Origin of the sequence: Hymenobacter metallicola (assembly GCF_004745645.1) — a bacterium.
Classification (GTDB): domain Bacteria; phylum Bacteroidota; class Bacteroidia; order Cytophagales; family Hymenobacteraceae; genus Hymenobacter; species Hymenobacter metallicola.
This window is the reverse complement of the sequence record NZ_SRMB01000001.1, coordinates 1,384,502-1,397,595: the sequence shown is the minus strand read 5'-3', so window position 1 is coordinate 1,397,595 and position 13,094 is coordinate 1,384,502. Positions and strand designations below refer to the sequence as shown.

Below are 13,094 nucleotides of genomic sequence, written 5' to 3'. Positions count from 1 at the left end.
GCATCACGAACCGGTAGCCGGTCGGCTACTCGGGTGGTAATACGTGTGGTATTCTGCCTTTGACTTGGTATTAAACAAGGAAATATACGCTGCTGGAAAGAAAATACGCTTACTGGGCAGCAGCATGGAAACGGCTTCGGCGCACCTGATGAAGCACCGAACCCGCCAACGGGGCTTTCAGGGCCGCCCGTAGTCCGGCTTTCCGCAGCGTGGCATTGGTCCAGTCGTTGCAGGTGCGCAGGGCGTGGTAGCGGCCCCGTCCCCGAAAGAAAAAGTCCTCGGGCGTATAGCCCGCCGCGTTGCGCAGCACCGTGGCCCCGGTGCTGTCGGGCCGGAAGGAGGCCCGAATCAGCTGGGTTAGCTGCTGGTACTGGGCACGGGAAATCTGCAGGGCCACGACCCGCTTGCCGGGCCGCGGGGCCTGCTGGTAGAAGTCGACATGCATCAGCGTGGGGCCCGGCAGCAGGGCCCGCAGCACGGTGCCCGGTTTGGGGAAGTTGCCCCCGTAGGAGGCCAGGTAGAACTGCTCACTGCCCCAGCCGAAGCCCACGTAGCCATAGCTCCCGAACCGGGCTGTGAGCTGGGGTTGCTGCAGCTGCTCCAGCCAGTCGGTGCCGGTTTGGGGTTCGCGCAGGGGCACTACCACATCCGTATGCACCCCATTCGACACGACAAACACCGGAATGCCGCCGGGCGTTTGGCGAAAGTGGCGGTTGACGGGCACGATGGTACCGGCCATGAGGAAGAGCAGAAGAAAGGTAAGCGCTGCGTGCATCAGCTCCCCTTAACGTAGGAAATGGCGCCGAAGGTATCCTGCCCTGACTTGCCGGCCAAGTAGTTTCCCGTCAGGGAGCGGGCTGCATAAGCTGGTTGAGTAAGGTTTGCAGGGCAGCAAGGCCTTTCGGGCCGTACAGAAACGCGTGGCCGCCCGCCGGGGCCGGTACCAGGTGCCAGTGCCGGACCTGTCCACCTTGTTGCGCGTACAGAGCCTGCAACTCGTGATAAGGGGCTACCTGATCGTCTGGAGCATGAAGCGAATAAAGCGGCGCACCGCGGTTCAGCTGCTTAAAGTTTAGCGGACCCAGAGACATGGCGGGCAGGGCCGAGACGGCAAAGAACCCCGCAAAGCCCGTTGGTGATTGGCACGCATACCACAAAGCTGCGCTGCCCCCGTTCGACATGCCACCCAGATATACCCGGCGGCTGTCGATGTTATAACGCTGCTTTACTTGCTCCACCATGGTCCGCACGTTCTCCAGGGCTGCCCGCTGCTCGAGCCACCCAAACGATTGGCGGCCGAAGGGGTAAAGTACCAGGGTCTGGAGGGCGGCGGCGGCCGCAAAAATCGGTTCCTGGACCACACCCGGGTCGGCCGCCTGAAACTGCGTGGTGTTTACGACACCGCCGTGCAGATACACGAGCAGCGCCGTCCGGCGGCCGGGTTGATACGTCTTGGGAACGTATACCAAGTAGGGTACCCGCACGGTATCGACGGGCGCGTAATACAGCGCAAACCCGGACTGAGCCGGCGCATGGCGGCCGGGCTTGGCAGGCAATGGCAGCGCTTGGCGCAGTGCCCCGCTCTGCCATTCCGCTGCCGCGCGTTGGGCCTCCGCCACACGCTGGGCCGCCGTTTGACGCAAGCTGGCCAGGAAGTGGCTCCACTCCGGAAAGTTATGCAGGGTGCTGAAAGCAGCGTCCTGCGCCATCTGGTCCACGTCGCGGCTCGTGATAGGCAAGTTGGCTGCGCGGGTTATGCGTAGTAGCCAGCGTAAGGCCTGCGTTTGTTGGCCCGGACAATTGGCGGCTGCCCCTGCCCCCGCATACAGGTCGAACGGGCCCGCCTGGGTGGTGTCGGCAAAGGCTTGAGCAAAGGATGCAGTAGCCGCGCAGTAGTTTTTTTGACCAAGTTGGCGAGCCGCGCTTTCCAGTAGTTGGTCATACGCTTGGGCGTGGGCCTGCGGGCCAGTCAGCAGCCCCATCAGTAGTAGGATTATAGACCACAATCGGTTCATACAGCAGGCGTTTGGGGGTTACTGCAACCTTTTGAGCTGTTCGGCCGCGTTTTCACTCTTGGGGTCGAGGCGGAGCACCTGTTTGTAATTCTTAACGGCCAGGGACTTGTTGCCCAGTTCCTGGTAGGTTTCGGCCAGACTGTCGTAGCAGTTGGCGCTCTGCGGGTACAGGCTCACGTTCAGCTTGAAGATTTCTAGGGCCTGCTGCGGCTGTTGCTGGCGCAGTAGATTGTAGCCCCAGGCGTTTACCTCGTCTTCGGGCAGGCGGAAACTGGCATTTTTCTTCTGTTCCTGCCGCACCAGCTTCAGGGCCTGGTCGAAGCCCCGCTTGCGCAGCTCGTTGTGCAAGGCCCGCAGCTGCGGGGGCAAGCCAAACCCGGAGGCTACCCGCATATCGGGCACGTAAAAGCTGGCTAGCTCATCCACAAACCGGTCGGGGTTGGCCCCAATCAGGTTGGTAAGCACGATGATGGCCAGGTCGTCTTCGGGGTACACAAACACCGCCGACCGGCCCCCACCCACCGCGGCCACGGCCCGGTGCTCGGGGCGCAGCACGGTCGGCCAGCCCAGGGCATAGCCATTGAGCTGCTTGCTGAAGCCGCGCGGGGTGCCGTTGTTCAGTAGAGCCGGGGTCCAGAGAGTAGGCAGGCTGCTGGGTTGCAGTAGCTTGCCTTGCTGCAGGGCCTGCACCCAGTGGGCCATGTCCTCGGCCGTCGAGTTCAGGCCGGCCGCGGTGCGCAGGGTGGGAGCAAACACTTCAAACACGTTGTGCAGCTCGTTGGTGCGGCGCAGCTGCCCGTCTTCGGCATACATAAAGGTGTAGCCCCGGGCGCTGCCCCGCACAACGTCGTGGGCGTCGCCAAAAACGGTGCGGGGCATGCCGGCCACCTGCAGCTGCTTCTGCTGAATCATTTGGGCAAACGGCTGGCCGCTGAGCTGGTCAATAATTTTGCCGAGCAGCAAGTAGTTGGTTTGGTTGTAGCTGAATTTCTCACCGGGCTGGAACTGCATCGGGAGCTTCTGCACTGCTGCCCAGGCGGTTTGCTGCTCCTCAGCCGTTACCTGCTGGTCGTTGGGCATGATTTCGGGCAGGCCCGAGGTGTGCGAAAGTAGCTGCCGGATGGTGGCGGGCCGCCAGGCGGCGGGTAGGTCTTGCAGGTACTGGCTCACCGGGGCGGCCAGGTCCAGCTTGCCGGCCTCCACTAGCTGCATGATGGCCACGCCGGTAAAGGCTTTGGTAATGGAATTAATTGGGAACAACGTGCGGCCCGTAACCGGAACCGAGTCCTGCAGATTGGCCAGGCCGTAGTGTCCCAGCTTCACAATTTTGCCGTGGTGCACCACCGCCAGCTGCAGGCCCGGAATGCGCAGCTGCCGCATCTTGGTTTGCACATACGCGTCGAGGCTGTCGGGGGCCGGAGCCGATTGGGCCTGCGCCAGGGGGCTGGTAGCCAGCCCGAGTACAGTGCAAATACCGGCAATCCAGTGGGTAGTTTTCATACAAGTAGGGTCGAATAACGGTGGTAGAGGTTGGGAAGGAAGAAAGCAGTACTGGAAGGAAGTAGCCGGCTTCAGGCTTTGCGCGTAGGGTTCCGGCCGAAAAAGGCCCTGCCAAGTCGGCCTCGGCAGGGCCTTCCGGCTTAGCCGCCGAAGCCCCCGCCGCCGCCCTGGGGCGCAGATTCAATTTTCTTCGGGGGCTTGTTCGAGCCGAAGTACCAGGAGAAGCCCAGGTAGCCGACGCGCGTTTCGTACTTATTCACGTAGGAAGCCCGGAAGCCATTGTCGCCGAAAGCCTCAATGCGCTGGCGCTGGGTATTGAAAATGTCACTTACCCGCAAGGTCAGGGCGCCCCGATCGGCAAATAGTTTCTGGCGCAGGGCTACGTCGACGCCGCCCTGGGGCAGCAGCCGGCCCTGGGGCGTGATAACGGCGGCGCGGTACGTGCCCGTTACCTGCACGTCGAGCTTGGGCGTGGGTGTGAAGCTATTCATCAGGCGGGCCGTGCCGGTCAGGTTGCTGCGGCTGGCTTCGGTATTGGCCAGGGCCGTTACGGTGTTGCGGAAAAGCGAGCCGCTGGCCGTCAGGCGCCACCACTTGGCCAGGGGCTGGTTCAGGCTCAGCTCGGCGCCGTAGCTCTGGGTGCGGCCGAAGTTGCGGTTCAGCTCGGCCGTTACCACGCCCGCCGACCCGTTTTCGGCCGTGGCTTCCTCGTCGATTTCGCGGAGGCGCTGAATGGCGTTGTTGGTCTGGCGGTAGAATACCGTAGTGCTCAGGCTGGCCCCGCCCATCGACACCTGGTGGCCTATTTCGAAGGCATTAATGTACTCGGGGCGGAGGCTGGGGTCGCCGAGGCGGTAGCTGCGCTGGTCCTGGTAGAGCGGGAAGGCCAGCAGCTGCATAAAGTTGGGCCGGTTCAGCCGGCGGGCGTAGCTCAGCTGCAGGCGCTGGTCGCCGGGCAGGGTGCGGACCACCGTGGCCGAGGGAAAGAGGTTCAGGTAGTTGAGCGAGAAAGCGCCCTGGCCGCCCTGCACATTGCCCTGGGTGTGGGTGTATTCGGCGCGTACGCCGCCCTGGTAGCTCCACTTACCGCGCTGCAGCTGGTAGGTGGCGTAGCCGGCCTGCAGGTATTCCTGGAAGGTGTAGGCTACCGAGCGGTCCGCAATGCGCAAGTATTCGTCGGGGCGGTCCGTATTCTGGCGCAGGAAGTCGTCGGTGCCGTGGTTGGTTTGCCACTGGCCTTTCAGGCCCAGGTCCAAGCGGCTGGTCGAATCGAGCGGGTGGGTGTAGTCAATCTGATTATACACCACATCCATCTTTACTCCCAAATCCTGTTTCCACTCGGGCTCGACTACGGCGTTGCTGGTGAGCTGTTGGCCGATTACCACGTTGGCCCACAGGTTGGTGTAGCCCAGGGAGGCGTTCAGCTCACGGCCTTTGTGAGCCTGCCACGTGCGGCGGTAGTCGGTCGACACATCCACGTTGTTCACATTTTCGCTCACGCGCTGGGTGTTTACCTGGGGCGTATTGTTCAGCAGGGCGTTCTGGGTGCCGGTATTCAGGCCGCGGTTCATGTGGGGCTCCACCGTGAAGGTCAGGCTGTGCTCGGGGCTGAGGGCGTAGTCGAGGCCGAGGCGGCCGTCGTGGGAGGAGCTGTGACGCTGGCTGCGGCCGTCCTGGGTTACCACGAAGGTCTGGCCTTCTACCACGGCCGTCTGGTCGACGGTGTTGCGGTTGCGGTACCGGTCGTCGCGCATATTATAGCTGCCAAACAGGTTAATTTTCCCCTGGCGACGGTTTAGGCTCAGCGAGGAGTTGTACTTGTCGGCAGTGCCCACGTTGCCGGTGGCCTGCCCGTTCCAGCCGTCTTTGCGCTGCTTTTTCAGGATGATATTGATAACCCCGCCCGAGCCGGCCGCATCGTAGCGGGCCGAGGGGTTGGTTACCACTTCTACTTTCTCAATGGCGCTGGCCGGAATCTGCTCCAGGCGGGTGCCGGTGCCGCCGTTGGTAGCGCCCGAGGGTTTGCCATCAATCAGCACCGTGATGTTGCTACTGCCGCGCATGCTCACCGTACCATTCTGGTCGACCGATACGGAGGGCACGTTTTGTAGCACGTTTACTGCCGTACCGCCTACGCTGGTCAGGTCTTTCTCCACATTAATCACCTTTTTGTCCAGGTTGTCGACTACCGCGGCCCGCTCGCCCTGCACCGTTACGCCCGCCAACTGCGTGGCCGTCGAAATCAGCTTCAACGAGCCCAGCTGCACGTTCGGAGTAGCGCTGGTAAGAGCCACGGTGCGGCGCAGGGGTTTGTAGCCCAGCACCGTGGCCCGTACCAGATACGTGCCCGCCGCCACTTTTTCGAGGGCAAAAGCCCCGGTTTCAGTCGTTTGCACCCCATGTACGAAGCTGGAGTCCTGGGCCCGCAGCAGCACTACATTAGCAAAGGGCAGGGGCTGGCTGTTGGTGTTATCCAGCAGTACCCCGGATACGGAGCCCGCGCCCCCGGTGGTGTTTTGGGCTTGCAAACCCAGCGGAGCGAGCGTAACGAGCAACCCCAGGCACCGCAGTGCCCGGCAAAAAGTAGACGAGAAGTTCATGACGAAGAGGGTAGTGAGTGAAAAAACCGGGCAAAGGGGAGCCGTTCCAGGCGGCCGCGGATCCGCTGGGGTTCCCTTGCGCAGGGATTCAAGCAAAAGAGAAGAAGCCTTTCCGAAGCAAATTTTCACCCCGGCTACCTGCCTGGCTTAGCGTCTCGGCTAAGCTTTTGGTAAGCTGCTGCACGCAGCAGGTGGCGCGGTAGGTGACCCGGCACCCCGGTTGGGTGCGCAAGGCGGGAAGGATTTCTAAGTAATGATACAAATATAATAGAAGGTACTATGTGACGCAAGGTACCTTGATAAAAAAATAATTGTCGACACTTGGGTTTGGTAGTAACCAATTGCCAAACAATTAATTAGCTCGGCTATTGATGGCCGGCTGGAGCAGCTGAGGAAGTAAATTGACATGGCTGCCGTACTCTTGGTTTTCCACCCGGCTGCAGAAACCCTGCCTGGGTGTTCTGCAGCCGGTCGAAAAAGGAGGCGCTAATAAGGCTTAGCGGGAGGCGTACACTTTCGTGTCGCGGCGGTGCAGGCTCAGGCCATTCGTAACCATGGAGTTGTTGCGGGCCCGCTGCACCTGTACCACGGCATTGCTGAGCATGCGGGCCGTGCGGCGGCAGGCCGCGGTGCCCCGACTAGGATCCAGGCACACGTCGTCGAGGCGTTCCTCGTAGATTTTCTCGTGGCTGGCGTTATAGAAGCGCACAATGCTGTAGTCGCGGCGCGCCAGGTCGGTTTCAATGCTCCAGTAGCCGGTGCCGGGCTGCTTGGCATCTTCGGTATAGATGGAGGTTTGGGCATTAGCCATCGTGATGGACAAACCAAACAGGGCAGCTACTAGGCTCAGGCGGGAAATCAGGGAAGTTTTCATAACACAGAAAGTGAAGGAGTTGAGAAGAGAAAGAGAAGATGAAAAGGGGCCGCAGCATGGGCCGCCGTTGAAATGGAAGGGAAAAAGCCGTCGGGCTTAGCGGTTGGCCAAGGCCAGCAATTCTGAACTCATGGGTTGCAGGCTCAGCGTGCCCATTACCACGTGGGGCTGTTTGGCACTAAAGACCAGTTTGGGCTGTAGCGGCTGGTAGCCCAGTACCGTGGCCCGGAAGCTATACTGGCCGTAGGGGACTTTATCCAGGCGGAAGGTGCCGTCAGGACGGGTTTTGGTGCTGCAAATCAGGGTGTTACCGCGGGTGTTGAGCAATACTACATTCGTGCCCGGAATCGGCTCGTGGGTAACTGCATCCCGCAGAACACCGGTCAGGGTGCCGTAGCTGGCAGTGGGGGTAGAGCCCTGCACGCCGGAAAACAGCAGGGCAGCAAACAGGAAAGCGGCGAGAGTACGGAAGAAAAAGGAGGTTTTCATAGCTCAGGAAGGAAAGTGAGGTCAAAGGCCAGCCTATGCGCGTCCAAACAGCCGCGGTTCTGTTCCGGACGAAGAAGCCGGTTAGCGCATTAAAGGGGAGGGGCAAGCCCAGCTGGCGGTGGTTAGCTAACCAGCTGTAGGTCAGAGGCCCCAGGGTAGGGGCAGGCAACTCTAGGGGGCGGTTGGCCCGGAACCAGGTTTTAAGTGGTTCCCCGCTCTGGTAGAGTAGAAGAACATGACAAAGGTAGTATATGGTACTATGTGATGCAAGGTAGTTTTAAAATTTATTTTCATTTCACTGAAAATCCTTGCATTTACAAGGGAAAAGAAAGACTGAATTGGAGTATGGGGTCCTACTTCTGCACTATTACCTGCATCACACCAATAAGATGGGAACCGGATACAAAGGGCTGCCTATGGGTTAGAAATTTTTTTAAAACACCTATATATTTAGAGATATATACTTGATTCATAAGTTGATAGAATAATAAAAAAAGTAGCCCCTCCCTCGTGCAATGTACACGATAGAGGGGCTAGACCATGGGTGGGGTAGGCAGCCGAGCGGCTGACGGCTCTATTTGCCCGAACTTACTTGCTGACCGTTGCGGAACGTAACTTTCTTAGCCACCGTCTTGCCATCAGGTCCAAAGTAGGTCCAGATACCTGTTTCGCGGTTATTGCGGAAGGCCCCACTGATTTCCACCGTACCATCTTCCCGGAGCTGCTTGAAGCTGCCCGCTTTGAGCCCTTTCAGGTAGGTTGTTTCCGATTTGGGCTTGCCGGAGCTATAAAACTCCCGGCCTGTGCCCACCGGACGCCCGTTTTCGTACAGCAGCTTGCTTTGCACGGTACCAGTATCATAATAGGTTAGCTTCTCGCCGTTGAGCTTGCCGTTCACATAGGTTTCCTGGGTTTGCACCTGCTTGCCACCGGGGAAAAATGTGCGCCAGGTGCCGCTGGGCTGTCCGTTCTTGAACTGCTGCTCACCACGGGCCATGCCGTCCTCGAAGTAAAGCGTGATTTTCCGGTCCCGGCCCTGGTTGGCGTGCTCAATGGTCTGCTCGGGCTTCCCCGATTCGTAGAAGTCCTGCTGCGTGCCGTTCAGAATGCCGTTGCGGTAGGTCATCCGGCTTTTGATAGCGCCGCTTTCGTAGTACGCCTTGGCGGGGCCTTCGAGGTTAGCCGTACCGCCGGTCATCTGGCGGGCCTGCTTGGTCAAGTCGTCGCCCAGCGGGTTCTTCACGGCCCGGCCGTTGAGGGTAGAGGCCACGTAGGTGCCCTCGGTGCGGAGCTTGCCCGAGCGGTAGTAGCTGTGGTAGGTGCCCCGGCCGGTGCGGTCGGCCAGTACCTCCGTTTCCACCTGCCCGTTGTCGTAGTACGTTTTATAGGGTCCCGCCAGCAGGCCGCGGCTAAAGGTTGCCTCGCTCTGCAGCTTGCCGTTGGGGAAGTAGGTTTTCACCGGCCCGTTGGCCTGCCCGTTTTCGTAGGTTATTTCGGCTTTGGGCTTGCCGTCGGCGTACAGCTCCCGCACCACGCCGGCGGGCTGGCCGTTATTGAGGCTGGTTTCCAGCTTTATTTCGCCGCTGGGGTGGTAGTAGCGCAGCGTACCGGTCGGCTGGTCGTTTTCATACGTGCCTTCCTGCGCTACTTTGCCCGTCTCATAATAAGTCTTGAACGGCCCCTGGCGCACGCCCTGGCTGTAAGTCACTTCCACCCGCCGCTTGCCGCTGGGGTGAAACTCGACGTAGGCACTGTCGCGCTTGCCGCCGGCGTAGCGGGTTTGGGCTTCGAGCTTGCCCGAACGATAAAACCGTTTGTAAGGGCCTTCCAGCACCGTATCACCGGCTACCAGGGCCGAGTATACTTCGCGCTTCTGGGTGTTAGTCGAGTCGTAGTACGAAATCAAACGCCGCAGCTTCTGGGCCTGAGTTGCCTGGCTGCTGAGGAGCAGGCCAGCAGCCAGCAAAGCGAATCGAAAAGAGAGCAACTTGTTCACTGTCATCAAAAATGAAAATAGAAAAGCGAAACCACTAAGGAGTTGTTGCGCCCTCGTCTGCAAACGCCAAGCCAGCTGGCTTTAGTTTGCCAAATCGAAATAGCAAAGAAAAAGCCGCTCTTGGTAGAGCGGCTTTTTGACAAAGGTAAAAGCAGGGCAGCAGCAAATCTGAGAAAACTGCTGCGTTGGGGCCTACAGCCGCTCGACCACAAGGCTGGAAGCCCCGCCGCCGCCGTTGCAGATACCGGTAACCCCGATTTTGCCGCCCTCATTCTTGAGCACGTTCATCAGGGTCGTCACGATACGGGCACCCGAAGCTCCCAGGGGGTGGCCCAGCGACACGGCACCGCCGTACACGTTCACCTTGGTGCCTTCCAGGTTCAGCAGCTTGTTATTGGCCAGCGAAACGACCGAGAAAGCCTCGTTGATTTCGTAGAAGTCCACTTCCTCGGGGCTTACGCCCGCGTGCTTCAGGGCCTTAGGAATGGCCAGGGAGGGCGAGGTCGTGAACCACTCGGGCGCCTGCTCGGCATCGGCGAAGCCGCGGATTTTGCCGATAGGCGTTACGCCCAGGGCCTCGGCCTTCTCCTTGCTCATAAGCAGGATAGCCGCCGCGCCGTCGTTCAAGGTCGAGGCATTGGCCGCGGTTACGGTGCCATCCTTGGTGAAGGCGGGCCGCAGGCCGGCTACCTTGGTGAAATCCACTTTCAGATACTCCTCATCGTCCTCGATAACCGTGGTTTTGCCGCGGCTTTCGATGGTTACGGGAATGATTTCGTCCTTCTTTTTGCCTTCCTTGGCCGCTTTGGCGCTGCGGGTGTATGATTCAATGGCAAACTCGTCCTGCTGCTCGCGGGTAAAGCCCATTTCCTTGGCCGTGTGCTCGGCCGCATTGCCCATGGCGTAGTCGTTATACGGGTCCCAGAGGCCGTCCTTCATGAGGCCGTCAATCATCTGGGAGTGGCCGTATTTGGCTCCGAAGCGGGCTTTGTCGAGGTAATAGGGCACGTTCGACATGCTTTCCATGCCGCCGGCGAGAATCACTTCCGACTGGCCGAGCATGATGGCCTGGGCGGCAAACATAATGGCCTTGGTGCCCGAAGCACAGACTTTATTTACCGTGGTGCACTCTACCGTATCGGGCAAGCCGGCCTTTTTGGCGGCCTGCCGGGCCGGAGCCTGGCCCAGGTTTGCCGAAATAACGTTGCCCATGATAACCTGGTCAACTTCCTTGCCATCGACGCCGGCTTTTTCCAGCGCGCCTTTCAGCGCAATAGCGCCCAGCTCCGTGGCCGACAACGAGGCCAGGCTGCCGCCGAAGCTGCCAATGGGGGTGCGCACGGCCGAAATGATATATACTTCTTTGACTTGCATAAAAGGGAAGGGTGGGAGTTTGGGGTGAATGACGGGCTAAAAGTACGAATTGCGCTGCTTGCAGGTAGTATCCGGCGGTGGAGGCTCACAACAAGCGCCTTGGCCGCCTGGGCAAACCCCAAAAAGCAGCGGGTTGTTTCCGGCCTGGCAATTACCAGGTCGGTTTTTTCGGGTCTGGTTTCTGAGTGCTACGGTGCGGCATTTGCTGCAGGTATTGTTGCTCGGCTGTGCGCAAGGCATCGAGCAGTTGCCGGGCCTGCCCCGCGCTTAGGTTCATCTGCTGCAGCCGTTCGCGTTGCGTTTGCAGCTGGGTTTCATCCAAGGAGGCTTGCTCAGTACCCGGCTGGCGGCTGGCGGCACCGGAGTTGTTGTCTCCGGCAGTGCCCGTATCGAGGCCCCGCGTGTTGCCAGGCTGGTTGCCTTGGGCTATCCGTTGCTGAGTACCCGCCCCCGGCTGAAAGCTGTCGGTGGGCTGCGTGCCGCCGCCGGGGCCGTTCTGGTTGGGGTCGGGCTGCCCATTAGGACTGGCTTGCCGCTCCGGGGCGTTGCGCGGATCGTTGGGCTGGGTAGGGTCGTTGAGCTGTCCGCTGCGCTCGTTGCCGGCCTTGGGCTGGGGCTGGTTGGGCGCCTTTTCCGATTTATTGGCCGCGCCTGGAGCGTTGGCCGCCGGCGGAATCCGGGGTTCATTAGGGTGCCGGGTCAGATAATCGCGCAGCACCTCGTAATTGTAGCGCGCGGCGGCATTGGTGGGGTCGGCCAGCAAGGATTGCCGGAGCAGGGCCACCGCCTGAGCATATTCGCCTTGCTGCGCGGCCAATACCGCTAGTTGCTGCCGGGCTACGCTGCGTACCGCGGCGGTTTTGCTGGTGAGCAGGCGCCCATAATAAGCGCGGGCTTGGGCCGAGCGCCCGGTCTGGGCGTAGGCATGACCCAGATTTAGCACAATGGCTTCATCCTGGGCGCCGAGCTTTTCTACCGCCTGCCGGTACAGGTCGGCGGCGCGGCCAAAATTACCCCGGCGGTAAGCCTGCTGGGCTTGCTCTACCACCTCATTCCGGTCCCGAATGCGGGTCAGGCTGGTCCAGGTGGGCAGGGCCAGCAGCAACAGGAACAGCAAAGGTTTCACGGGCGAATCACTTTTATAGTTAGTAGAATATCCAGCGCCAACAGCAAAAGCGCCAGGGCCAGTGGGTAGCGGTACCGGTTGTCGGCCACCGATACCGTCCGGACTTGCTCGGCCTGCCCTTCAATGCGGTTAAGGGCATTGACCAGCAGCGGAAATTCATTGCGACGGTTGGTTAGTTCAAAGTACTGCCCGTTGGTTTGCTCGGCCAAGCGGCGTAAGCTTGTGGGGTTTAGCCGGCTCACTATTTCCCGGCCCCGGTCATCCCGCAGATAGCCACCCGTCGGGCGGGGCACCCGTGCGCCTTCTAGGGTGCCAACCCCCATGCTGAACAAGCGCACCCCAGCCCGCGTCAAAACCCGCAAGGTCGGCTCCAGGTTTTCGCCGAAATCTTCCCCGTCGCTTACTAATACCAACGCTGCCACTCTGGGCGGGCTGCCCGCCACTTGGGGCGTGGCGCTGATGCGGCTGAGGGCCAGTTCCAGCGCCGGGGTAAGGTCGGTTCCCGTTGCGGTGACCAGGTTTGTTTGTAGCGTATTCAGGAACAGCTGCAGCGCACTCTGGTCGTAGGTAAGCGGGCAGTGCACAAAGGCATCACCGGCAAAGACTATCAACCCCAGTCGGTCGGCCTGGAAGCGGTTAATCAGCGTGCTCAGCTCGGCCTTGACCTTTTGCAGCCGCGAAGGAGCCACGTCGGGGGCATCCATGGAGCGGGATAGGTCGACAAGCAGCCATACGTCTTTGCCCGCCGTACGCACGGGCTGCTGGGTTACTCCGTAGGCGGGGCCCAGCAGGGCAAGGAGCAGCAACGGAAAATACAGGAGCCGCAACCCCAGTTTCCACCCGATACGCCACCCCTTTTGTCCTAGCGGAGCGGCCAAACGCTGAGTGCGCAAGGCATAGCCCACGTACAAAACAAAAAAAAGTAGGGCCCCCAGCAGTTCGGCCCATGTGAGTGGATGAGCCCAGTTCATGATGTTACTTCAAAACTCAACTGATTAGAATTCATGCACAAGCGCTGGTCAGGGGCGAGGGTAGGAGGCAAAGATAGGGGTCCGGCGCCCGTACGCTGATGTATGGAAATGAAGATATTTTTTTTCAGAAGGGTTTGTTTTTGCGTTCT

10 protein-coding genes are annotated in these 13,094 nt (G+C 60.2%); all 10 read right to left on the bottom strand.

The annotated features are described in order from the left end of the window. Positions 1-109: 109 nt before the first annotated feature. Positions 110-775 carry a TIGR02117 family protein gene (locus E5K02_RS05950; protein WP_135393006.1) on the bottom strand — a complete coding sequence of 222 codons (666 nt, stop codon included), beginning with the start codon at positions 773-775 and terminating at the stop codon, positions 110-112. A 70-nt stretch (positions 776-845) separates the two neighbouring features. Then, positions 846-1,982: a PHB depolymerase family esterase gene (locus tag E5K02_RS05945; protein ID WP_167856300.1), complete on the bottom strand. Its 1,137-nt coding sequence runs from the start codon at positions 1,980-1,982 to the stop codon at positions 846-848. A gap of 51 nt (positions 1,983-2,033) precedes the next feature. Beyond that, positions 2,034-3,515 (bottom strand): serine hydrolase, encoded by a 1,482-nt coding sequence (locus tag E5K02_RS05940; RefSeq protein ID WP_135393002.1) that lies wholly within the window; start codon positions 3,513-3,515, stop codon positions 2,034-2,036. Between the two features lie 140 nt (positions 3,516-3,655). After that, positions 3,656-6,115 (bottom strand): outer membrane beta-barrel family protein, encoded by a 2,460-nt coding sequence (locus E5K02_RS05935; protein WP_135393000.1) that lies wholly within the window; start codon positions 6,113-6,115, stop codon positions 3,656-3,658. A gap of 496 nt (positions 6,116-6,611) precedes the next feature. Then, a complete protein-coding gene (locus E5K02_RS05930) occupies positions 6,612-6,989 on the bottom strand; it encodes a hypothetical protein (RefSeq protein ID WP_135392998.1) in 378 nt (125 codons plus the stop codon). A gap of 96 nt (positions 6,990-7,085) precedes the next feature. Further along, positions 7,086-7,478 (bottom strand): carboxypeptidase-like regulatory domain-containing protein, encoded by a 393-nt coding sequence (locus tag E5K02_RS05925; protein ID WP_135392996.1) that lies wholly within the window; start codon positions 7,476-7,478, stop codon positions 7,086-7,088. Positions 7,479-8,052: 574 nt separating this feature from the next. After that, positions 8,053-9,474, bottom strand: coding sequence for a toxin-antitoxin system YwqK family antitoxin (locus E5K02_RS05920; protein ID WP_167856299.1), 1,422 nt, complete (start codon positions 9,472-9,474; stop codon positions 8,053-8,055). Positions 9,475-9,666: 192 nt separating this feature from the next. Further along, positions 9,667-10,848 carry an acetyl-CoA C-acyltransferase gene (locus E5K02_RS05915; RefSeq protein ID WP_135392992.1) on the bottom strand — a complete coding sequence of 394 codons (1,182 nt, stop codon included), beginning with the start codon at positions 10,846-10,848 and terminating at the stop codon, positions 9,667-9,669. A gap of 151 nt (positions 10,849-10,999) precedes the next feature. Beyond that, positions 11,000-11,974 (bottom strand): tetratricopeptide repeat protein, encoded by a 975-nt coding sequence (locus E5K02_RS05910; protein WP_135392990.1) that lies wholly within the window; start codon positions 11,972-11,974, stop codon positions 11,000-11,002. Beyond that, complete coding sequence (locus E5K02_RS05905) at positions 11,971-12,780, bottom strand: VWA domain-containing protein (RefSeq protein ID WP_167856298.1); 810 nt, start codon at positions 12,778-12,780, stop codon at positions 11,971-11,973. The genes E5K02_RS05910 and E5K02_RS05905 overlap by 4 nt, the downstream gene beginning before the upstream one ends. Positions 12,781-13,094 lie beyond the last annotated feature (314 nt).